Below are 23,231 nucleotides of genomic sequence, written 5' to 3'. Positions count from 1 at the left end.
ATGGGGCGTAAATCTAGTTTAGACAAACTACCTAAGCCAGTAATTGAGTTTATCCAGCAATTACTAAGGGAAAACCGCCTTACTATTAGTGAGCTATTAGACGAGGTTAATAATAATTTTCCTGAGCTAGAAAACAAGCCCAGCCGTTCTGCGCTTGGGCGTTTTAGTCAAAACTTTAATAAACGTTTTGAAGAACATAACAAATTTAAAGAAATGGCTAATATTTATGTTAGTCAACTTGGCGAGAATACCGACGATAAAACAGGCATGTTTTTAGCCCAATCTTTAACCATGCTACTAAGCCGGGTAACTATGGAGCAACTAGACAAAGACGATAACCAGATCATTATCAAAGAAGCTGGCCTATTGGCTAAAGCTGCCCTAGATATACAGCGCGCTAGAGAATTATCACTAAAAGAACGTTTAGCTATTGAAGAAGAAGCCCGCAAACGGTTACTACGTGAACAACAAGACAACCTAGAAAAAACCGCTAAAGCCCAAGGCTTAAGCGCTGACTATGTAGACCTATTAAAACGTGAAGTATTAGGGGTTAATTAATATGGCCTGCAAAGTTACCCCCGAAAGATTAAAGCCACAAAAAAATACAAGGCGTATTGTTGAATGGAACGAACTACCACCCTCAACACAACAAGTACAAGCTGATTTAAACCCATTAGCTAAAGGCATTTTAATGGCGCACCAAGTCGAGTACATGGCACTCGACGCGCCAATTATTGTGGCTGAAAAAGGCCGTAGGACGGGGATAACCTTTGTAGAAGCTTTAATAGATACCTTAGTAGCTGCTTCTAGTAAACAGGCAGGCGGTATGAATGTTTACTACATAGGCGATACTAAAGAAAAAGGCTTAGAGTTTATCGGCTATGTAGCCAAGTTTGCCCGCAGTATTGCCAAAGTACAAAAGCTTGGCGTTACTGATATTGAAGAATTTTTATTTGAAGATCAAGACGAAAACGGCAACAGTAAATATATTACCAGTTACCGCATTCGCTTTGGTTCTGGTTTTCAAGTGGTCGCGTTATCTTCTAACCCTGCCAATATTCGTGGTTTACAGGGTAAAGTGGTTATTGATGAGGCCGCTTTTCATGGTGATGTACAGGCCGTTATTGATGCTGCTACAGCCCTTTTAATTTGGGGCGGTAAAATTCGTATTATCAGTACGCATAATGGAATTAAAAACCCGTTTAACCAATTAATAAACGATATTAAAGGCGGTAAGTTTGGTAACAGTGCCATAGTATACAAAGCCACCTTTGATGATGCGGTAACTAATGGCCTCTATGAACGTGTTTGCTTAATGACCAACGAAACACCTACCGCACAAGGCAAAGAAGAATGGTATACAACTATTCGCAGTGCGTATGGTTCAAGGGCAGCCGCCATGCTAGAGGAATTAGACTGCATACCCCGTGCTGGCACTAGTATTGCGTTACCTAGTATATGGATTGACAACGCCATGCGCGAAGTGCGCCCCGTGTTGCGTTGGTCATTAGATAAAGATTTTGAATACTTGCCCGTTAGTGATCGTGTTAGTTATGGTGAAGACTGGATACATAAATACATAGACCCTGTTTTAAAAGAATATGTAGACCCAACTTTAAACCATGTTTTTGCGCAAGACTACGCCAGACATAGAGACTTTTCGGTAATTGGTACAGGTGAAATTAGCCCTATCTTAGAATTAAAAGTGCCTTTTGTGGTTGAAATGCACAAAGTACCCAAGATGCAACAAGTACAAATAGCCTCATACATTATAGAAAATCTACCAAGATTTACCTGTGCGGCTATTGATGCTACGGGTAATGGGCAAGGCTTGGCCGAAGACTTAGCCGACCTATACAGCCGTGAGTACGTCCACCAGATTAACATTACTAGAAATTTCTACAAAGAATGGACACAGCCATTAATAGACCTTTTTGAAAGTGGTTTTATTGATATTCCACGCGATAACAATCTATCCCAAGATTTACTACAAATTACCGAGATAGACGGCGTTAAGATGATACCGGCCATTCGTGCCAAAGACTTAAAAGAGCCTGAGCTATACCGCCACGCGGATAGTGCAGCAATGTTTATCTTATTACGTTATGCCATGCTTAACCAATTAACTACCCCTTTTAATTTTCAAGCACTAGGCATAACCCGTAGCAGCATTATTGACAACCATATTAAAACCACTGTTAAAGGCTGGGGAACTGTTACTAGTGGCACAAACTACAGAGGTTATAACGACTAATGACTGATAACATACCCAAAAAACCAAAGCTTAATCTTGAAATTGCCACTACGGGTGATGGTAGAGATATTACACGCCCTTATATTAACGGCTTAATGCTACCTAATGACAAAGTATTAAAAATCAGAGGGCGTGGTAATTTTGATATTTACAAAGAAGTACTTAGCGACGATCAAGTAAAATCTAGTTTTCAGCAGATACAACTAGGTATTACTAAACATGCTTGGGAAGTTAAACCGGGTGGAGATCGCCCCATAGATAAGCTAGCCGCTGAATTTATCGAGCAACAAATAAAAAACATAGGCTTTGATAATATTACAACCAAGATGCTATACGGTGTTTACTATGGCTTTGCAGTAGCTGAAATCATCTACAAATTAGATGGCCGTTATATTGGTTTAAAAGACGTTAAGGTTAGAGACCGTAGGCGCTTTAGGTTTAATACACAAAACGAGCTTAGATTATTAACCCGTTCCAGTATGTTTGAGGGTATCCCATGCCCAGCGCCTTACTTCTGGCACTATGCCACAGGTGCAGACAATGACGACGAGCCTTACGGCCTAGGGTTAGCCCATTACTTATACTGGCCTGTATTCTTTAAGCGTAACGGTATGAAGTTTTGGGCAATGTTTATGGAAAAGTTCGCCATGCCAACGGCCGTTGGTAAATTTCCAATAAATGCCACCCCAGAAGAACAAAACAAATTACTAGAAGCTATTATGGCTATCCAAACCGATAGCGGCATAATCATTCCACAAGGGGCAGAAATTGCGCTAATCGAAGCCACTAGAAATGGTGTTAGTGACTACAAAAGCTTTATAGAGGCCATGAATAATGCCATTGCTAAGATTATTCTAGGACAAACCGCCAGTACGCAAGGCACACCGGGCAGGCTTGGTAATGATGAACTACAAGGCGACGTATTAAACAATATAACGCAAGCCTATTCTGATCTTATTAATGAAAGCTTTACCCTTAACGTGGTTAAGTGGCTTACCTTGTGGAACTTTGCAGGCGCTGAAATACCCGAAGTAACCCGCAATCTTGAGCAAGAAGAAGACAAAACAGAACGCGCTAAACGTGATGAAATCGTCTTTAAAATGTCTGGTAAGCAGCCTACTACTGAGTATGTTGTAAATACTTATGCTGTGGAAATTGACGACACCACCGCAACGGATAACGACAATAATCTAAGCTTTGCCGAGCCTGAACCAACCCCCAGCGACCCAGCCGCCGCCATGACACCGCTATTAGCTAAAAATATGCAACCTGTTATTAAAAAATGGGGCGAAGCCTTAGTAGCAGCCATTGAACAGGCCACTACTTTTGAAGAAGTAGAGAAAGCCCTGTTAGCGCTTGCCCCTAGTTTAAGCCTAGACGAATATACAGACGTTATGCAACAAGCCATAACAGCCGCTAACTTAGCAGGCCAAAACGACGTACTAGACGAGGTAAATAGCAATGGCAATAGCCGCTAGTTATGGTAGCTTACCCTTTGAGCAACAGATTAACTACATGCAGCGTAAGCTGCCTAGCATTGACTATGCTACTGTTAGCCGTGATGCTCACAATACCGCCTTTGTAGTAGCGGGTGCTAATCGTACCGACTTAATAACAGATATACACCAAGTGTTAATGCGGTCTATGCGTGATGGTTCAACCCTTGAGCGCTTCCGCGAAGACTTTTATGCAGTACTTGACCACTACGGCTGGGAACCAGAGGGTGGCAGAGAATGGCGAAGCAGTGTCATCTACGAAACTAATCTACGTGTTAGTTATAATGCAGGCCGTTATAGTCAACTAATGGAACTGCGCGATGTGCGCCCCTATTGGATGTATAACCACTCAGACGCAGTTATAACCCCACGCGAACAACACGAGGCATGGAATAAACTAGTATTATTATGGAATAACCCGTGGTGGGAAACACATTACACCCCTAATGGCTGGGGTTGTCAGTGTTATATTACAGCCCATAACTTACGCGACCTAAAACGCATGGGCAAAACAGGTGCAGACACCGCCCCAGCAGATGAAACAGTAAGAGTATTCTATAAAGGTGAATGGCAAGATGTACCCAAAGGCATAGACCCCGGCTGGAACTATGCACCGGGGCGCAGTCAATTTGCCCAACAAATACAAACCAGTTTAGAAAAAACAACCAAGCTACCAGCCGAACCAGCCGCCGCCATGAACCAACAACTACTAAGCAATGAAGCGGTAAGCAGTGGCTTACAAACTGATTTAACCCAGTTTATACAAGCAGTAAGCAATAACCAACGCATGAACAATAACCAGTTATTTATTGGTACTATTGAGCCTGCCATTATTGAACCATTGAAACAACAAAGCAAAATACTACAAACCGCTAGTATAGATTTAAGTGATAACACGCTACGCCAGATATTAACACAGCCTACTATTGATGCTGCCCTAGCTAGTCAATTGCCAACGGTGTTAAGCAATCCACAAGCGGTATTACTCAATAGTAATACTAATACGCTGCGTTATGTTTACGACTATAGCGAAACCTCAAAGCTAATGGCTGATGTAAGCCTACACTTATTAACAGACCCATTCGCTACTAAGTTAAGCAACCCATTACAACAGCTAAAACTAATCAATATAGAATCAAACCCACTTATTAACCTAGGTTATCAAGTGATAAAAGGAAATCTAAGGGGCTAATTATGGCGGGAATACGGGTAGAGATAACAGCCAATAGCACTATTATTGACGATACGCTACAACACGCTTTTAACACCTTAGCTAATCCAGAATTGATGCTTAAGGATATTGGCGAGTATTTAGTTATTAGCACTAAAGATAACTTTGATAAAGAACAAACACCCGATGGCGACGCATGGCAAGCCCTTTCGCCCAACTACTTAAAATACAAAAAACCAAACCCCGGCAAAATCCTACAACGTAAAGGCGGTTTATACCGGCAGATATTCTGGCAAGTGAGCAATAATGAATTAGCCGTCGGTACTGATCGAATCTATGGCGCATTAATGCACTTTGGCGCACCAAGAGGCCAATTTGGTAAAAGCCCTAAGAAAAACCTAGAGCTACCTTTTGGCGATATTCCAGCCCGTAACTGGTTAGGGGTTGGCAAAGATGACGAAGAAGAAATATATTTAATCATTCAAGACCATTTACAAGCTAATAACTAACAATAGCCCTAAATTGCATTTTAAGCGTTTTTTTCCGTTATTTATATCATTTATCAAATTCACTTAAAAAAACGCTTATAAACGCTTTATAAACAAACCTAGGGCTATCTAACAATAATAATCTAATCCCTAATCTATTTTAGTTAAAACCACCCTTAAAAATACCCTAGTAAAAATTTTAGAATTTTCTAAAAGATTTAAAACAGCCCAACGCGCAAACTGATAACTCTCATAAAACAAACGCGACTAATCAACTATACGAGGGCTTAACATGTGAACGGTAAACCTATAGCCATATTTCCAGTGGGTAAACATACCGCCATGAGTGGTGAAGAAATCAACGTAACCCCTGAAATTTTACAAGAAATAGCAACAACCTATAACCCAACGCTACACGAAGCGCCTTTAGTCTGTGGACACCCTAAAGACAATAGCCCTGCGTATGGCTGGGCAGAGTCATTAACCGTTAAAGATGGCCTGTTATATGCCACCCCTAAACAAGTTAATCAAGACTTTGCAGAAAGCGTGGCGCAAGGTGCATGGAAAAAGCGCAGCGCTTCTATTTACTTACCCAATACACCGGGCAACCCAACACCGGGCAAGCACTATCTAAGACATATAGGCTTTTTAGGCGCACAGCCACCCGCTATTAAGGGGATGCCTGATATTAATTTTAGTGAGAATGACGGCGCTATTACGTTGGAATTTTCAGAACCTACACCCAATACCAACCAACCAGAGGGCAACGACGCTGACATAGTGCCTGCTACTACGTCAGAACAGCCACAGCAGGCAACGCCCCCACCAGCAGGCGGTGGGGCAACTGTAACCACAACGGAGCAACCCGCTACCATGACCGACCCAAACAAAGCTACCCCACAGGGGGCTAATGATGAACAAGCGCAAAAACTCAAAGACAAAGACGCAGAAATTGAGCGCTTACAAACCCAACTCAAACAGCAAGAACAGGCAAAGCAACGCAAAGAAGCGCTGGATTATGCGGAAGGACTTACAAAGGCTGGCAAGCTTTTACCCGTCCAGCAATCAAAAGTCGTGGAATTATTGCTTGCTCTACCAACTGAGCAGCCGTTGGAGTTCTCAGAAAACGGTCAAGCAGTTAGTAAACCAGCTAACCAAGTGCTGCGCGAACTGTTAGACGCTACGCCCGAAATTATTAATTTTGCGGAAAAGTCCAAAGCAGATGGCGAAGACTTAGACAACTTAACGCCTCAAGTATTAGCCAAAAAAGCGCGAGCTTACAAAGCAGAACAGGCTAAGTTAGGCAATGAAATTAGCATTACTCAAGCTATGAATGCTATTACCAAAGGAGCATAAACAATGCATATCCCACAACTTATAAGCGCTTTTATGGCCATTACTGACATAGAAGCCAATTTAATTGTAGCCACTACGGGTAATGATGGCGAAGCCAAACAAGCTACCGCTGCTACTGACTATTTGCTAGGTACTTCAAGCGAAATAGGCGTAACCCAAGGCCGCCATGTAAGCGTAATCCGTAGCGGTTTATCTAATGTGGTTTACGGTGGCACTATCGCCATAGGTGACCCAGTAACTAGCGACGCACAAGGCCGCGCTATTAAAGCAACCGCAGGCGATAAAACCATAGGCTTTGCAGAGGTAGCAGGTGTTGAGGGTGATATTGGTTCAATTTATGTTACACCGGGTGTAGGTGTTTAGGAGTTTAAACAATGAAAGATTTACCGTTTACTATTGATGCCGTCCAAACAGGCATAGCCATTGCTTACCAAAATAAGAGCTTAATTGCTGACTCAGTGCTACCCCGTGTGCCTGTGGATGCTGAAAAGTTTTCATGGGAAAAATACGACTTAGCGCAAGGCATTACTATTCCAGATACTAAGGTAGGCCGTACTAGTCAACCTAACCAAGTAAGTTTTAATTCAACCACAGAGCAAGCCAGAACCAATGACTATGGCCTTGACTGTCCTATTCCTGAAAGTGACCGCTTAAACGCACAAGCCAGCGGCAAAACTGACCCTGTAGGCACTGCTACTGAATTTACCACCGACCTTGTATTACTTGATCGTGAAGTACGGGTAGCAAATACCGTTTTTAATGGCAGTAACTATGCCGCTGATAATCAGCAAATTTTATCGGGTAGCAGCCAATGGAGCGACCCTAGCAGTGACCCATTAAAGAATATTATGGAAGCCTTAGACGATGTGATTATGCGCCCTAATGTGGGTGTACTTGGCCGTCGTACTAGTACTATTTTAAGAAGCCACCCTAAAGTAGTAAAAGCCTTTAACGGCACTTTAGGTGACGAGGGCATGGTGCCGCTTAACTTCTTAAAAGAGTACTTAGAGCTAGAAGAAATCTTAATCGGTGAGGCTAACGTAAATATAGCCAAGCCGGGGCAAAATGTACAACTAGCGCGCACATGGGGTAATCATGCAGCGTTTATCTATCGTAACAAGTTAGCCACCAATCAGCGTGGGGCTACCTTTGGCTTTACGGCACAATTTGGCGACAAGATCGCGGGCTTTATTACTGACCCTGATCTAGGGCTACGCGGTGGGGTGCGTGTTCGTGTGGGTGAGTCGGTAGAGGAAGTAGTGTGCGCTAAAGACTTGGGTTATTTCTTCCAGAATGCCGTAGCGCCAAAACAATAGCCATTATTAGATAGGTGAAAACATGCCAAAATTTATAGTTAATAAAAAGCTACGCCATAATAACAAAGTCTTTACTTTGGGTGATTCTATCGAACTAACCAAAGAAGAAGCCGCCCCACTGTTAGAGGCTGGGGCTATTATTGGTGGTGGCGAGCCTTATAGCGAGCTAAAAGGATTAGTACCTAATAACGCGGATTTATTTTCATTAGATGAAGCTATTGAACAAATAGCTATGGATGATGAATATTTTAACCGCGTGTTAGTACTGCGTGGGCAAATTGACAAAGACGCTGATTTAATCCCAGCAGATACAGAACTGTTAAAAAACCCTGTAGCTACGCCAGCCGTAGAACCTGTAGCAGAAACACCAGCCGTAGCGGTAGACCCTGCCCCAGAAGAACCTACAGCAGCCCCTAAAACTACAGCGAAAAAGAGTAAAAAATAATGGCTTACGTGCAGCTTAACGACTTAGCCGAACAACCCGGCGCTACTGAGTTATCACAGGTGGCAACACCTATCCGCTATAGTGCCGTCGATTATGATCTATTAGACGCTATGCTAAGGGGGCGCGATACAAGCGGCTGGCCTGCTGACGAGGTAGAAATAGCCCAGCTAGTCATTGCGGTTATTGTTGAAGCCAGAACTGATGCAGACGGAGTAATAGACGGTTTTTTAGCTAAGCGCGGTTATAAGCTGCCTTTAATTAAAGTATTTCCTTTGGTGGTTCACTGGTCTAGGGTAATTACCCGCTACTTTTTACATAAGAACCGCCAAGCGTTAGAAAGTAACGACCCCATAGTGCGTGATTATAAAGACGCGCTTAAGTTCTTACAGATGGTGGCCGAGGGTAAATTCTCACTGGGTGAAGATGACACCCTAACCCCACCGAATAGCGCAGCGCCTAAAACATGCCACCCACCAAGGGTATTTACTACCGAAAGCCTAAAGGATTATTAACCATGAGTAGTGCGCCTTTTGATTTTATGCAAGTAGTAAGGTTATTAGAGTCGGAAGTTAGTGGCTTTCAAAAGATAGGCGGCGCGGCTGACTATGCACTAGTATCAAAGCTAGCAGACTTTAGAACGCCTAGCGCCTATGTCATTGTACCGCAAGAAAATGCCCGCCCCAATCCTACTGGAAACAGTATGCCGGGCGAAAGATCAAAAGTTAAGCAGCTAGTAACGGTTACTTTTGGTGTGGTGGTAGCGGTGCGTAATTTTCGTTATGACAAAGGCCAAGTAGCCACCCAAGATGCCTACCTATTAATTGGCCTTGTACGTGAGGCTATCATGGGTTGGACACCTAGCTTACCGTTAGCACGGGCTTGTCAATTTGTATCTGGGCGAGTTATAGACTATGACAAAGATACGTTGTTATGGGCTGATATATACCAAACACAACATAGTATAGGTAAAAGTTAAGTATGAAAGATCAACACAAAAAAATTAAGGGCTATCGTGATTTATCACAGGCCGAAATTGATGCAATGAACGAAGTTAAAGTACTGGCCGAACAGGTAGGCGCTTTACATGAAAAAATTGCACAAATGCCAGATATTGACCAACGTTGGTTAGCTATTGGTAAAACTGAGTTACAACAAGGCTTTATGGCCTTAACTCGGTCAATTGCTCAACCTACAACATTTTAGGAGTTATTTATTATGGCGTTAAAGTCTATCACTTTAATCAAACCACACGAACACCAAGGCGTAAAGTATAAAGCCGGCGATACTATTGACGTAGCGCCCCATACTTACGATTGGCTAGTAGAGCGTAAGGTAGGCGAGGCTAGCAAAGAAGCAGCTACCGAAACAGAAACCCCAGAAGCAGCTACTAGTACTAAAAAAACTAGTAAGACTAAGGAGTAATTAACCATGTCTTTATATTCCATTCAAGCCCGCGTTTTGTTTGCTGATCGCTCGCCATTAGGTAAGCCAGTTAATCCAGTTTGGGTTGGTAACGTACCTACTTTTACATTAGGACTTGGTACAGAAACTACTACCCATAATGAAAGTTTTAGCGGTAAACGTTTACCCTATGGCCGTTTAACTACCAGTACAGATGCTACTTTAAATGTGGTTTTTGAAGAACTGTTTGCAGCTAACTTAATCCAAGCGCTGTATGCTAAAGAAACCAAAATAACTGCGGGTACTGTTACCGATGAAGAACTACCAGACAATCTAAAAACAGGCGATATTATTAAACTAGATCATACTTTTTTAGAGGGTGTTGTAACTATTACTGATAGTGCCAGTACACCCGCTACGGTAACAGATGCCCAAGTCAAAGTACGTTCTTTAGCGGGTGGTATGTTAGAAGTAGTCGATATAACAGGCTTACAATTACCCCTTAAAGTTTCTTATTCTTATACAGCTAATTCAAACTTTGCTATCTTTGGTGAAACACCTAAAGAGAAGTATGTTATTTTGGATGGTATTAATACCGAAACCCAAGAGCCAGTAATATTTAATGCTTACCGTTGTAAGTTCGACCCTGCCGAAGAATTTGCACTGATTAACGAAGAATACGGCCAGTTATCCTTAACAGGTAGCTTGCTTTATGATGAATTAAATGTAAATGATGATGGCAGTCTAGCGGGCTTTGCTGACTTCCAACTAAAGGCCGCCTAGTATGGCTAAGAAAATTACTGACCCTGCAAAGGAAAACGCTAAACTATCTGCTCGCACTGACGAGCAGATATTAGCACCTAATATCAAAGTAACTATTCAAGGTGAACTATTAACGGTTAAAGAATTAACCTTTAATGACCACATTGAATACAGTCACTTAATAAGCCCCCTTAAAAAGGCGTTTGACCAATTAGCGTTAAACCATGATAGCGAACTGTTAGACCATGCTATGGATATTTTCTTTAATAATGGTACAGAAGCTAGCGAACTATTAGCGCTTTGCTGTGATAAATCTGCCGAATGGGTAAGAAGTTTACCTATCAGCGACTTTGATTTATTAATTGATAGCTGGTGGAGTGCTAACGGTAGTTTTTTTATCAACCGCCTGACCCGAAAAGGAATGCTAAAAGAGCTAATAGCAGCAAGCCAAGCACTACAACAAGCTGGGCTAAAATTTTCGCAACCTTAATCAAGGCAGGCCATAATAAAGAACAACTGGGCGCTTATACGTTCCCCCAATTGGAGTTATTTTATAATGAAGCAATTTTAGAGCAAAACAAAGAAATAGCCCGTATTGCAAGGGCTGTAAATATTTCCAGACAAAGCAAAAAAGACTTTACTAAATCCCTCAAAATACTAGAAAGTGACCTTAAAAAATAGGTCACTTTTTTTTAGAATTTTCTAAAAGAATTAACCTTAGCCATTCGTCACAATAGCTATATCTTAACTTACTAAGTAAATAGCTATGTCCCGTGATCTTGAATTTGCTATACGTTTTAAAACTGACGTTAATAACGCTAAAGCCGATATACAAAAAAAAGTTATTGATAGCCTTAAGGGGGTTGGTGATGCCGTTAAACAGGCGAATAGTTCACAACAACAAGCTAACGAGCAAACAGCAAGCAGTACTAAAAAGCTTAATGATGCCATTAAACAAACCACTAGCACTGTAGAAAATGCTAACAGCGCTCAAAAAAAATCAGTAGAGGTTCATAACGAACTACAGCAAACCCTAGAAAAACAGGTTAAAACCGAAAACCAAGCAGCCCAAGCAGCCGAACAAACCGCTAAAAGTTTAGAAACGGTTAATAACCGATTAAGCCAAGTTTCTAGTAACTGGCAACAAACCACAGCTGCCCAAAATGCGGCCATGCGTACCTATCACGCAGCCGCACAAGCAGCCGAACAACAAGCAGCCGCCGAAGCCGCACAAGTTGAAACCGCTAAAAAAACCACAGCCGAAAACGAAAAGAAACAAACCAGCCTACAAAAGTTATTGGGTGCAATAGATAAAACCCAAAAAGCCCTAAATGATCTGGACAAACAAGAACAGGAGCTTATAAAGCATTTTCGAGAAGGTCGCATAGATATTGACGCCTTTAATAATGCTATGGCGAAAATTCAACAGAAACGCAACGCTTTAAGCGGTGTAGCCAGCGACGCGAAAAAGTCTACTAATGAAGTTAATAAGCTTACTAAAGCTGTACGCAGTTTATCTGGTTTATTGGCTACCGCTGTTACGGGTTATAGTCTAGTTAATCTTGGTAAATCAGTTATTGAAACTAACCTTAATTGGCAAAAAACCCAGAATATTTTAACCAGTGCTACAGGTTCTGCCAGTGAAGCAGCCAAACAACTAGATTATGTGCGTACAGTATCTTCTAAATTAAACACAGAACTATTAAGCACTGCCAATAGCTATAGCAAACTTTATGCAGCGGCTAAAGATACCCCCGCCATAGCCAATGAGCTACAACATATTTTCGAGAGTATTAACGAAGTAGGCACAACCTTACAGCTTGCCCCTAGCGACATGACCAGTATTTTAACTAATTTTGAGCGCATGATTAGTACAGGCAAGGTACAGCTTACCGATCTACAACAACTAGCTAACTATATACCGGGTACATTTGATAAAGCCGCGCAAGCTTTAGGCACAAATACAAAGCAACTAAGCGAATGGATTAAAAAAGGTTTAGTACCTGCTTCTGAGTTTTTACCCCGTTTTGCTGACCAGTTACATAATGCCTTTGGCAGTAGCGCGCAAACAGCCGCCGACGGCCTACAAGGTCAACTAACCAGCTTAACGAATGTCTGGACAGAACTTAAACTAGAAGCGGGTAACGCTGGTTTTATTGACTCATTTACTGAAGCTGTAAAAGCGTTAAGGGATGTACTACAAGACCCCGCAGTAAGGGAAGGACTTAACACCCTTATTCAAGCACTAGGCCAAGTAGCTAAAACCACTGTACAGGGTGTAGGAAATGTAACCAATGTTACGCGCTTTTTAGCCGAAGAAATCGCCAGTATAACAGGCGGTATAGCGCCCGATGACATTGTACGAATTGAACAACTTATTAATAACAATAATAGTGAAATTGCCCGCTTACAAAGTGTTTTAGCTAAATATAAAGAGCCAGATTTTCAGCTAGACACCTTAGAACGTTTACTAGGTCGCACCGTAGAAAGTCAAACGGACACCATTAATAAAAATATTGCGGCCATGCAAGAAGCGAACAAAGAACTTATAAAACAGCGTGACGAGTTTTATAACACCGCCTCACAACCACAAATTACTACTACTGAGCCTTTAGACCCATTAATAGCAGCTTATCAAAAAGCAGCCGAACATTTAGCCAGCGTAAGAAAAGAAATAGCAGACGGTAACAAGGATCTGGACGACTCACTAGCTGCTATTCTTTATCAAGATGCGATAGATAATATTCAAAACTATGTTAATGAACAAGAAAGTACTTTTACAGATCGTAATAATACCGTTGATTTATTACAGCAAGATTATTTAACTAATCTGGCTAATTTTTCTACACAAGAACAAGCTTACCGCGAAGAAGAAATAGCCAATACTAAAGAAGCGGTAGAACGTTTAGCCAAAGAACTAGAAAAATACAAAGCTATCTTAAAATCAGCTAGCAGTGCTACCAGTGGCATTGGCAATCGCTCAGCCTTTGTGCCTGATGAAAAGCCCAAGAAAGGCCGCACAGGTAAAACTACCGAACAACGCCAAGCCGAAGAAGCCGAACGCTATGTAAAAGACTTAGAGAAGCAAGCCGCTACTTTAAATATGACCCGTGCAGAGGTGCAACAGTACGAACTAGCCGAAAAAAATCTAACTGGGGAGCATTTAAAACGCGCCCAAGCTGCTTTAGCTATTGTTTCTGCTACTGAAAAAATGGCACAAGCCACCGCTAATGCCCGTACTAATAACACTATGCAAATTGATCTACTAAGGCTTACAGGAAAAGACTTAGACGCTGATCTATTAGAGCTAGAAAACAAGTTTAAACAAACCACCGAACAACTAAAAAAGGATGGCAACGAAGCAGGCATAGCCATTGCTAAAAATTTATTTGATGCAGGCAAAGCCAAAGTTCAACTAGACGCTGTAAAAAATGAAATAAGCAAAGCATTTACTAACCAAAACCTACAAGAGCAAAGCATACAAGCTCAAGTAACAGCGGGCTTAATTACTCAGTACCAAGGCCAAAAGCGTATAACTGAACTACACAAGCAAACCGCGTCTATAGTAAAAAGTTATCTGCCTGCTTTAGAAAAAGCAGCACAAATGCCGGGGGCAATGGGTGAACAGGCTAAACAATATTTAACCGATATTAATAACCAGTTACTCGTATTACAAACCACGACTAGTGAAGTACAAAACGCTTTGAGAAATGGTTTGCAAGACGGTATACAGTCCAGTATAGAGGGCTTACGTCAACAAACCATGAATTTACAAGAAGCCTTTTTAAATATCTTTGAGAGTATTGGCAGTAGTATTCTAAATTACTTTGTACAAACACTAGCCCAAAATGCAGCCACTGAAATAACAGGGGCTTTAAGTGGTTTAGGTAGTTTTTTTGGTCTTGGTGGTATGGAAACAACAGAAACCGACCCACAAGCCTTAGCAATTAGCACAGCGTCACAAGAAGGCGCTTTAGCTATGCAAATGGGCATTGAACAAGGGTCAATAGTAGCCGCGCAAACGATTAGCGCAGCCGTTAGCAGCTTAGGCGCAATGCAAGCCAGCAACGAAGCGGGATTATTTGGGAATGTAGCCCAAAATGCTACAGAAGCAGTAACCGCTATTAACACTGTAACAGCCGCCAAAACTGCCTCAGATGCTACTGTTACTGCCTCAGCAGCTAGCGCAGCGGCTACTACTACTGCAACCAATACCGCAGCCGCAGCCGCTTCTACGGCAGCGTGGGCACCAGCAGCAGCCACAGCTTCTACTGCTTCTTTTGGTAGTGCTGCGGCCATTGGTTTAGCTGCTTTAATGGCTGTAATGACAGCCGTTAAAGCTTTTAAAGATGGCGGCCATGTACAAGGTGCTGGCACTGGCAAAAGTGACTCTATCCCTGCTTGGTTATCCGATGATGAATTTGTTATTCAGTCGGATGTAGTAAGACAGCCGGGAATGCTACCCTTTTTAAATAGTTTAAACCGCAATGGATTAGCCGCTATACCAAGGGTTAAACATGCTACAGGCGGCTTGGCGGGTGTGCCTGCCCCGAATGTAGATGTACCCGCTTACATGGGCGTAGAGCCTGCCGAGAATATAAACAATAACAGTGCTACCGTAAACAATAGCCAAAGCTTTGTATTTCTACGCGACCCAAAAGAGATACCCAACGCTATTAACTCAAGTAGCGGCCGTGAGGCTATTGTTACTGTTATGAAAGAAAACCCAGAAGAATTTAAAAGCGCATTGCAACTAGGATAAAGGTTAAAAATATGGCATTTCAAACAGGCACAGCAACAGACAGCACACAACTAGCCCACTATGAGCTATTGCAAATTATCCACGACTTAGCCACTGCTAATGGCTGGCAGGCGGTACGCTATGACACCACGATAGATAATAGAGAACTGATCTTAAAAGGCACGGGCTACAGTGGCGACGATGAAATATACCTTTGTTTCTACTGTTATCAAAATGCTAATAGTGATTATTATAATTTGGCTGTAGGTACTGCCCTTGGCTATGTGCCTAGTAATACTATTACTACCCAGCCTAATGTTATTTTTAGTGGTGTTCCCGCTCATAATCAAAGTATTCAATATTGGTTATCAGTTAACCCACAACGCATAGCGGGTGTATTGGCTGTAGGCGGTAATACAGTTTATGAATCGTTCTACGTGGGCAAATACAATGCCCTTGAATACCCCCACAAGTACCCACAGCCTTTAGTGTGTATTGGTATGTTAGAGGGTGCAGCAGCTACCCGCTTTTCTGATACCTATCATGGCATAGGCTTTAAGGGCTACCGTACAACAAGTAGCCCCAACTATACCTACCGTAATTTAAAAATGTTTATGAATGGAGCATGGTTAATGCCTGAATGCTGGCCTTGGAATAATAGCTATATTTGCGGTACAGCCAGTAACGTTAATAGTACTCATTTTAGAGATACAGAGGGAACTTATACCTTACAACAAATAGAGCTAACCGACACTACTAATGGCAATTACGGTGTATTAGACGGTGTAGCCCATATCACAGGTTTTAATAATGTAGTAACCAATACTGTAACCGTTGGCGCTGATGAATGGATTATCTTTCAAGACGTATGGCGCACGGGTGCGAATGATTATTTTGCAATGAGGGCTAATTAAATGCCATTTGTAGCTGGAAGTGCTAACAATGTAAACGAAGTATTAAGCGCCTTACAAAATGCCTGTACAGCTAATGGCTGGACGTTGGCAAGCGGTATCTTAAGCAAGGGCGACTGTTACGCTAAACCCTTTATTAATGACGGTACTATAGCGCTATTAGTGGGTACTGGTCAAAGCGGTACTACTATTATCAATACGCCAGTTGTAGAAGCTAACCCTTATTATGTGCCAGGCTATCCTAATCTTTGGACTTCTTTGTCAGGCATTAATAATGCTATACCTTACCCATTAACTTATTTTATACACGTGATGGAAAACCCTAACGAGGTTTATCTATTTATTAACCATAGTGTAGAAAGTTGGAGCTATATAGCTTTTGGTCAATCGCCTATTGAAAACTTAGCGGGTACGGGCATTTGGTATGGTGGCACTGGTATTGGTAAAAATATTTTAGCCAGTGGTGATATAAGCAATAGCGGTGCTAATGGTCATATAAGCTGTGCTTTATTTAACTATGTTGCACAGGGCGGCACTTCTGGCAATGGTAATCAAACTATAAAATGCCTCTTTCATCATGGTGTTAATGATCTTCCTACTGAGTGGTCAGGAGCTGGTACAGATGGTATTGGTTCAGCGACTACAACTTCTTGGTCTGGTATGCCAAGCCAAGCAAACGCCACTTTAACACTAATGCCCTTACTTACTAGAGAGCCTAGCACATGGAATAGCGGCGCAGGCTTACACCCTATACAGCCGTCTATTATTAGACCTGATAATAGGCGTTCTATTGTAGGCGTTATAGGCCATGCCCGTTATGCTCGTATCGATAATATAAATCCCGGTGAGATCGTCACCCTAGGCTACGAGAAATGGCGCTTTTACCCTTGGTTAAGAAAAAATATAGCAGATCGCAACGCTACCAGCAGTGATAAAACGCATAGTGGCACGTATGGTGTAGCTATTCGTTATGATGGGGATTAAGTACATGGCTAAAACTGGTCAACTACTACCCACCGCTATTGGCACTGCAAGCCCTAATATTGTTAAGTACCCAGAGCAAGGCGGCTGGTTTCCTTATAGTACCAATATTATTAATAGCTTAGGGGCTGGCAAGGTTAAACGCGGTAATAACCAGCCAGCAGGCCGAGCTATTAAAGGCCAGTTATTGCCCTGCTATTTTAATGATTTTTATTTTAGAGTGCATATAGTACCCACCAGCTTAGACTTGGGTAATATTGTTAGCAGCCAAGAACATGATATTTATCTTTGGAATGCTTACTTTACTAGTAAACGACTAACCGCTATTAGCGGACTTACTGAAGGTATGGTATTAGATGGACAGACTGCGCCCTATACTTTTACGCCATTACAAGAGAAATACTACAAGCTTACTATTACGCCAGATGGTGCGCCCAATATTGATAATAATATTAGTTGGGTATTTGACAGCGAAAGCCCTAGCATACATATAACAGGTAATAGAGTAACCGCTTTTACTTTCCGTGCTGATTGGTCGGACGGTGTAACCGAGCGCTTAGAATGGTCAACCGATATTTTAACCAGTGAAAGTGGCGTAGAACAGCGTAGCGCCTTGTATTTAACACCACGCCGCTATTTTAAAACTGATTTTATTTTGCACCAAAAAGAACGCCAGTTATTTAACAATATGATGAGCTGGTCCGCAAAAAATTGGGCTATTCCGTTATGGCCATATATTCAAATAAGTAAACAGCCACTTACAACAGGCGATAGCTTTATAAGCTGTACTACTGAACACATGGACTTTTTAGAAAATGGTCTAGCTATATTATGGCGCGACCCTTTCACTTATGAGATCGTCGAAATTACCACCATTACTAATGATGGTTTAAACCTACGTAGACCCTTATTAAATGATTGGGCGCGTGGTACGCGTATTTATCCGCTAAGAGTTGCACGGTTTAATAGTACACCGCAGCTAGTACGCAAAACCGACAACTTACAAACCGTTAATATTGAATTTCAACTAGCCGAAACTAGCCCATATACAGCTATAGCACCTACTGCTAGTTATTTAAATTATCCAGTGTTTGAGCTACGACCCGAAGAAAGCGAGGATTTAACAAACGAATATCAACGCTTATTAATTACTTTAGATAATAAGATGGCATTACCCCTAGTCACTGATACTAGCGGCTTTAGCTTCTTAATACAGTCTTATAAATGGCAAGCGTTAGGCCGTGAAGATCGCGCCAGCTATAAAAGCTTACTGTACTATTTAAAAGGCCGCCAAAAAGCTATCTGGATACCTAGCCACGCAGACGACTTAACGGTAGTAGCCCGAATAGCTGCTACTGAACCACTTATAACTATTACTGAATGTGGCTATAGCCGTTATGCGGTTAATGATACCGATAAACAGCACATAGCTATTTATCTCTGTAGCGGTGAGGTGTTTTATCGTCAGATCACTAACGCAGCCGTATTAAATGACGGTACGGAACAATTAACCCTTGATAGTTCTCTAGGGCAAATAATCGAACCTAAGCAGATTATGCGCGTTTGTTTTATGCGCTTGTGTCGCTTAAATAGTGATCGTGTCGAAATAGATCACATGACCGATAGCGAGGGCGTGGCCGCTTCAAAAATTACATTTAAAAGGGTTAGAGATAATGAGTTATGAAACTATCGAAAATTCATTAGCAGACCGTGAGCCTATACGCTGTTATAAGTTCAGTAGAGGCGCTTTAACATGGTTATATAATACTAGTTCAGAAGCCATAACCCGTAATAATATGCGGTTCTTAGCTTTAACGGGTGGTATTAGTGATAGTGGTATTATTCGTAGTAACGGTAGCCAAACGGATAATTTTACAGTGATCGCCCCAGCTACTATTGCCATAGCTAAACTATATAATGAGCAAGCGCCTAGCAATCGCATATATTTAACCGTCTATAACGCCCACCGAAACACAGAAAAATTAATACAGTGTTGGTATGGAGCTATTAATGGTATTAACAACTCAGAAATAGACCAAGTGAAAATAATCTGCACCCCTAATGCTTCACTAGCTAATAAACCGGGGGCTACCCAAGTTTATGCTAGGCAATGTGACGCGGTCATTTATGATACAAAATGCAAAGTAAATAAAGAGCTATACCGCGTAAATGGCACAGTACAACAGATTAGCACTAGTAGTATTCAAGTAATACAGGCCGCCAACTATCCTGATGGCTGGTTTAATGGTGGTTTTATTCAATTTGATGTGGGTAGTGGCGAACTAGACCGACGTTATATTGAAAATCACCAAGGCGCAACGCTTATTGTTTGGGGCGGAGGCGTTAATTTAAACCTAGGCCAAGCTATTAACCTTTTCCCCGGTTGCAACCAAGCAACCAGCACATGCCAAAACAAATTCGATAATTTATTAAATATGCAAGCCTGCCCCCATATACAAGGGCGCTCAATCTTTGACGGTAATCCAGTCTGGTAAGGAGTTTATTATTATGTGGTCATTAATAGCTGTAGCGGTAATGGTGGTAATTTCCTTATTTAACCGCCCTAAAACCCCTAAACAAAAGCCGCAAGCCTTTAATAGTGAAGCGTTCCCAAAGTGTGACGATGGCACACCTAAGTCTATAGCCTTTGGTCAAGTATTGACTAAGGATTTTATTATATTGGGTACTGGCGGCTTTAGAACTAAAGCCATTAAAACTAAAGGCAGTAAAAAGGGTTAATACGATGATTATCACTATACAGCACTTAAGAAGTACAAGCACTTGGACGGCCAAAAGTGGTTACTGTGCTACTGCTAGCAGGGCATTTTTTAAGCGTCATGGCCTCGACTGGGCAGACTTTGTAGCGAATGGTATCGAAGAAGAAAAGCTACTTGCTACAAATAATGCTTTAGCCATTAATTTAGTAGAGTTCGCCCGTAACCAAGCCCCCAGTCAAAGTAACCAAGCATTAACCGAAGCAGTGGCGGAGTATAAATAATGGGCGGTAAATCTAAAAAGCAAGTTATAGGCTATTGGTATGGGGCAACTATGCACATGGGCGTTGGTTTAGCGTCTGATGAAATTTATCTAATTAAGGTAGGTGGTAAAACCGCATGGAGTGGTTCAATTAAAACTAATTCAACGGTGAGCATTAATAACCCTAATTTATTTGGTGGTGAAAAGGCCGAGGGCGGTATAGTTGGCACGTTATCTGCCTTATTTGGTGGTGCAGATCAACCGCGCCATAGCTTATTAGCGGCTACTTTTGGTGCAGCTATTCCAGCGTTTAGGGGCTTTGTTAGTTTAGTGTTTGATGGCTGGCTTTGTGCAATGAACCCTTATCCTAAAACATGGGAGATAGGCCACAGACGCATATTTGCTAAATGGCCTAATGAAAACCCTTGGTATCCTGAAAAAGCGCTTATTAGCTTAGCTAATGGCCAAATACACGCCATGAACCCAGCCCACATGCTGTATGAAAGTTATATTAGTGATAGTTGGGGCGCAGGCGAAGCACGCGCCACTATGGATGATACTGCTTTTAAAGCGGCTGCTGATACCCTTTATAATGAGGGCTTTGGTTTATGCATTGAATGGAAAATAACTGACGAGCTAGCCAAGTTTAGGGATACGATCTGCGACCATATAGGGGCTAGATTAGATACCCACCCACTAACTGGGCTTACTACTATTACTTTAATTAGGGATAATTATAATTTAGACGAATTGCCCGTATTTACCGAAGATACGGGGCTACTAGAACTTAAGTTCGATAGCTCGAATAATACCGAAGTACCCAGCCAAGTTATTGTAAAATATACCGACGCTATCACTTTTGCGGAATGTTCAGTAATGGCTAACAATCCAGCTATTGCCCAAGCCCAAGGTGGCCGCAGTGTTGAAACCGTAGACTATTTAGCGACACCAACGGGCGAGCTTGCCACCCGTTTAGCTTATCGTGATCTTAAAGCTAAAAATAGCAGTTTAAAGCGCTGCACCATTAAACTAGACCGCAGAGCCAGTGGCATTGTTAATGGTCAACCCTTTAGAATTAAAACCCTTAAACGTGTCAATAATATAGATATTGTGGTTCGTGCGGAAAAGATAACAGAAAAATTTATTACAGACGGTGCTATTACTATGTCCTGCTTACAGGATGTATGGGGCTTACCAAAAATAGCATTTAACCCAACCCCAGAGAACCCCGGCCAAGAGCAACCACTACCACCAGCGCCAATAACTAAACGCTTATTAATAGAAGCGCCTTATAGGGAGTTAGCCGGGGTGATCGACCCAGCCAACTTGCAACTGGTAGACAATACAGCCGCTTTTTATTTTGTGGTGGCTGATAGTCCTAATAATTCATGTAGAAGCTATAACTTACTTTCACGGGTGAAAGGGGCTACTAGTTTTAACCAAGTAGACGACTTGGGCGCGTGGTGTCCTACCGCTACTTTAGCCACTGATATTGATTACTTAACTAAAACTATAAGCATTGATGACTATTCACTATTAGAAGATGTAGAAATAGGTACAGCCGCTATTATTAATAGTGAAATAGTACGTATTGACGGTATAGACCTTGTTAATAAACAACTATTAATAGCTCGCGGTTGTGCTGATACTGTACCCATTAAGCATAATAAGGCGGCTGTTATTTGGTTCTACGATGGTTACGAAACTATAGACCCAGCAGAATATAATACAGGTTTAATAGTAGAAGCTAAGCTATTAAGTAATACAGGCACTGAGCAACTAGAAGAAAGCGCAGCACCACTTGAAACTATCACACTACAAAGCCGCCAAGCTAAGCCATACCCACCCGCAAACGTTAAAATTAATGGTATCAGCTATCCATCCTCAGTAACTACTAATCCTATTAATATTAGTTGGGTAGAAAGAAACCGTTTATTACAAGCAGATCAATTAATCGATACAACGGTAGGCGATATTGCAGCCGAAGACGGCACAACTTATAACTTACGGGCGTATTTTAATAATGAACTTATGATAAGCGAAACGGGCATAACAGCTAATAATTATAATCTTACCGTTATTGGTGGCATTAATGATGTATCTGTATTAGTGCTAGATAATGAAATAGATAAAACTGGCCGACTTTGGACTATCTCAGGTAATGCTAGTTTTGATACTACTGATTATAAAGTAGGTAATGCTAGCTTAAAATTAGCTGGCAATGCTTGGCTACAAACTACTAATACCGCCGCTTTTGCTTTTGGTTTAAATGATTTTACTATTGAGGCATGGGTAAAATTAAGCACTACAAATGGTAGAGACCGTATAGTAATAGATAACTTTTATAATATTTCAGGGGTTAGAAGTTATCAGATGAATATAGGCAGTACAGGGCAGCTTAATTTCTACTCTTATAATAATGGCGGTTCTTATGTACGTGGTACTAGTAATTTAGTTAATGGCGAATGGCACCATATCGCAGTAACTCGAGCTAATGGTGTTTTAAGGCTGTTTGTTGATGGTCGATTAGAAACAACCGCGAATAATAATGTGAATTATGACGCTATTACTAATATTACAGCAATTGGCGCGCAAGTGAATAACCGTAATGTAAATTATGATTTTAGCGGTAATATTGACCAAGTTCGAGTGACTAAAGGATTAGCGCGCTTTACTGCTAATTTTACGCCAACTACTGAACCTTACGACATTGAAAGCAGCGTAAGTGGTTCTATACGGGTTGAACTTGAAGCGGTGCGTGATGGTTTAACAAGCTATCAGGCACATAATATAACTTTTAACTATAACTAAAGGAGATAAACAACTAGAGAGAATAGGCACTTACTTAACGTGCTGTAACACATTAAGTAAGTTGCTAAGCAGAACCAGCCTGCAAAGCTGCCTAAACCCCCTAGGGGCGTAAAGGCTAACAT

The 23,231-nt window shown here is 41.6% G+C and carries 23 protein-coding genes; all 23 read left to right on the top strand.

What is annotated here, in order from left to right:
* The gene (locus tag MTZ49_RS01575; RefSeq protein ID WP_264746670.1) at window positions 1-558 is read left to right on the top strand and encodes a DUF3486 family protein; all 558 of its coding nucleotides are present in this window, start codon (window positions 1-3) and stop codon (window positions 556-558) included.
* A gap of 1 nt (window position 559) precedes the next feature.
* On the top strand, window positions 560-2,254 hold the full coding sequence (locus MTZ49_RS01570; RefSeq protein WP_264746669.1) for a hypothetical protein: 1,695 nt from the start codon (window positions 560-562) through the stop codon (window positions 2,252-2,254).
* Complete coding sequence (locus MTZ49_RS01565; protein ID WP_264746668.1) at window positions 2,254-3,732, top strand: DUF935 domain-containing protein; 1,479 nt, start codon at window positions 2,254-2,256, stop codon at window positions 3,730-3,732. The genes MTZ49_RS01570 and MTZ49_RS01565 overlap by 1 nt, the downstream gene beginning before the upstream one ends.
* Complete coding sequence (locus MTZ49_RS01560; RefSeq protein WP_264746667.1) at window positions 3,716-4,942, top strand: phage head morphogenesis protein; 1,227 nt, start codon at window positions 3,716-3,718, stop codon at window positions 4,940-4,942. Before MTZ49_RS01565 ends, MTZ49_RS01560 begins: the two co-directional genes overlap by 17 nt.
* A 2-nt stretch (window positions 4,943-4,944) precedes the next feature.
* On the top strand, window positions 4,945-5,430 hold the full coding sequence (locus MTZ49_RS01555) for a phage virion morphogenesis protein (protein WP_264746666.1): 486 nt from the start codon (window positions 4,945-4,947) through the stop codon (window positions 5,428-5,430).
* 273 nt (window positions 5,431-5,703) lie between these two features.
* Window positions 5,704-6,765: a peptidase gene (locus tag MTZ49_RS01550; protein ID WP_264746665.1), complete on the top strand. Its 1,062-nt coding sequence runs from the start codon at window positions 5,704-5,706 to the stop codon at window positions 6,763-6,765.
* A gap of 3 nt (window positions 6,766-6,768) precedes the next feature.
* The gene (locus tag MTZ49_RS01545) at window positions 6,769-7,128 is read left to right on the top strand and encodes a capsid cement protein (protein WP_264746664.1); all 360 of its coding nucleotides are present in this window, start codon (window positions 6,769-6,771) and stop codon (window positions 7,126-7,128) included.
* An 11-nt stretch (window positions 7,129-7,139) separates the two neighbouring features.
* Window positions 7,140-8,081 carry a phage capsid protein gene (locus tag MTZ49_RS01540; RefSeq protein WP_264746663.1) on the top strand — a complete coding sequence of 314 codons (942 nt, stop codon included), beginning with the start codon at window positions 7,140-7,142 and terminating at the stop codon, window positions 8,079-8,081.
* A 22-nt stretch (window positions 8,082-8,103) separates the two neighbouring features.
* On the top strand, window positions 8,104-8,526 hold the full coding sequence (locus MTZ49_RS01535; protein WP_264746662.1) for a hypothetical protein: 423 nt from the start codon (window positions 8,104-8,106) through the stop codon (window positions 8,524-8,526).
* The gene (locus MTZ49_RS01530) at window positions 8,526-9,038 is read left to right on the top strand and encodes a gp436 family protein (RefSeq protein WP_264746661.1); all 513 of its coding nucleotides are present in this window, start codon (window positions 8,526-8,528) and stop codon (window positions 9,036-9,038) included. The genes MTZ49_RS01535 and MTZ49_RS01530 overlap by 1 nt, the downstream gene beginning before the upstream one ends.
* Window positions 8,990-9,502 carry a hypothetical protein gene (locus MTZ49_RS01525; protein WP_264747913.1) on the top strand — a complete coding sequence of 171 codons (513 nt, stop codon included), beginning with the start codon at window positions 8,990-8,992 and terminating at the stop codon, window positions 9,500-9,502. Before MTZ49_RS01530 ends, MTZ49_RS01525 begins: the two co-directional genes overlap by 49 nt.
* Before the next feature lie 2 nt (window positions 9,503-9,504).
* Entirely contained in the window at window positions 9,505-9,729 is a 225-nt protein-coding gene (locus MTZ49_RS01520) for a hypothetical protein (RefSeq protein WP_264746660.1), read from the top strand.
* Between the two features lie 12 nt (window positions 9,730-9,741).
* Window positions 9,742-9,948 (top strand): hypothetical protein, encoded by a 207-nt coding sequence (locus MTZ49_RS01515; protein ID WP_264746659.1) that lies wholly within the window; start codon window positions 9,742-9,744, stop codon window positions 9,946-9,948.
* A gap of 6 nt (window positions 9,949-9,954) precedes the next feature.
* The gene (locus tag MTZ49_RS01510) at window positions 9,955-10,710 is read left to right on the top strand and encodes a hypothetical protein (protein ID WP_264746658.1); all 756 of its coding nucleotides are present in this window, start codon (window positions 9,955-9,957) and stop codon (window positions 10,708-10,710) included.
* 1 nt (window position 10,711) lies between these two features.
* On the top strand, window positions 10,712-11,179 hold the full coding sequence (locus MTZ49_RS01505; RefSeq protein WP_264746657.1) for a DUF6631 family protein: 468 nt from the start codon (window positions 10,712-10,714) through the stop codon (window positions 11,177-11,179).
* A gap of 276 nt (window positions 11,180-11,455) precedes the next feature.
* Window positions 11,456-15,451, top strand: a complete 3,996-nt coding sequence (locus MTZ49_RS01500; RefSeq protein WP_264746656.1) for a tape measure protein — start codon at window positions 11,456-11,458, stop codon at window positions 15,449-15,451.
* A gap of 11 nt (window positions 15,452-15,462) precedes the next feature.
* Entirely contained in the window at window positions 15,463-16,344 is an 882-nt protein-coding gene (locus MTZ49_RS01495) for a hypothetical protein (RefSeq protein ID WP_264746655.1), read from the top strand.
* Window positions 16,345-17,325 carry a hypothetical protein gene (locus tag MTZ49_RS01490; RefSeq protein WP_264746654.1) on the top strand — a complete coding sequence of 327 codons (981 nt, stop codon included), beginning with the start codon at window positions 16,345-16,347 and terminating at the stop codon, window positions 17,323-17,325.
* A 4-nt stretch (window positions 17,326-17,329) separates the two neighbouring features.
* Window positions 17,330-19,006: a hypothetical protein gene (locus MTZ49_RS01485; RefSeq protein WP_264746653.1), complete on the top strand. Its 1,677-nt coding sequence runs from the start codon at window positions 17,330-17,332 to the stop codon at window positions 19,004-19,006.
* A complete protein-coding gene (locus tag MTZ49_RS01480) occupies window positions 18,996-19,817 on the top strand; it encodes a phage BR0599 family protein (protein ID WP_264746652.1) in 822 nt (273 codons plus the stop codon). The genes MTZ49_RS01485 and MTZ49_RS01480 overlap by 11 nt, the downstream gene beginning before the upstream one ends.
* 13 nt (window positions 19,818-19,830) lie before the next feature.
* Entirely contained in the window at window positions 19,831-20,061 is a 231-nt protein-coding gene (locus MTZ49_RS01475) for a hypothetical protein (protein WP_264746651.1), read from the top strand.
* 4 nt (window positions 20,062-20,065) lie between these two features.
* Window positions 20,066-20,320 carry a hypothetical protein gene (locus MTZ49_RS01470; protein WP_264746650.1) on the top strand — a complete coding sequence of 85 codons (255 nt, stop codon included), beginning with the start codon at window positions 20,066-20,068 and terminating at the stop codon, window positions 20,318-20,320.
* Window positions 20,320-23,109, top strand: coding sequence for a LamG domain-containing protein (locus MTZ49_RS01465; RefSeq protein ID WP_264746649.1), 2,790 nt, complete (start codon window positions 20,320-20,322; stop codon window positions 23,107-23,109). The genes MTZ49_RS01470 and MTZ49_RS01465 overlap by 1 nt, the downstream gene beginning before the upstream one ends.
* The last annotated feature ends 122 nt before the right edge of the window (window positions 23,110-23,231 follow it).

Origin of the sequence: Entomomonas sp. E2T0, assembly GCF_025985425.1 — a bacterium.
Taxonomy (GTDB): domain Bacteria; phylum Pseudomonadota; class Gammaproteobacteria; order Pseudomonadales; family Pseudomonadaceae; genus Entomomonas.
Note: the sequence above shows the minus strand (reverse complement) of the source record. Positions and strands in the feature narration are given on the sequence as shown.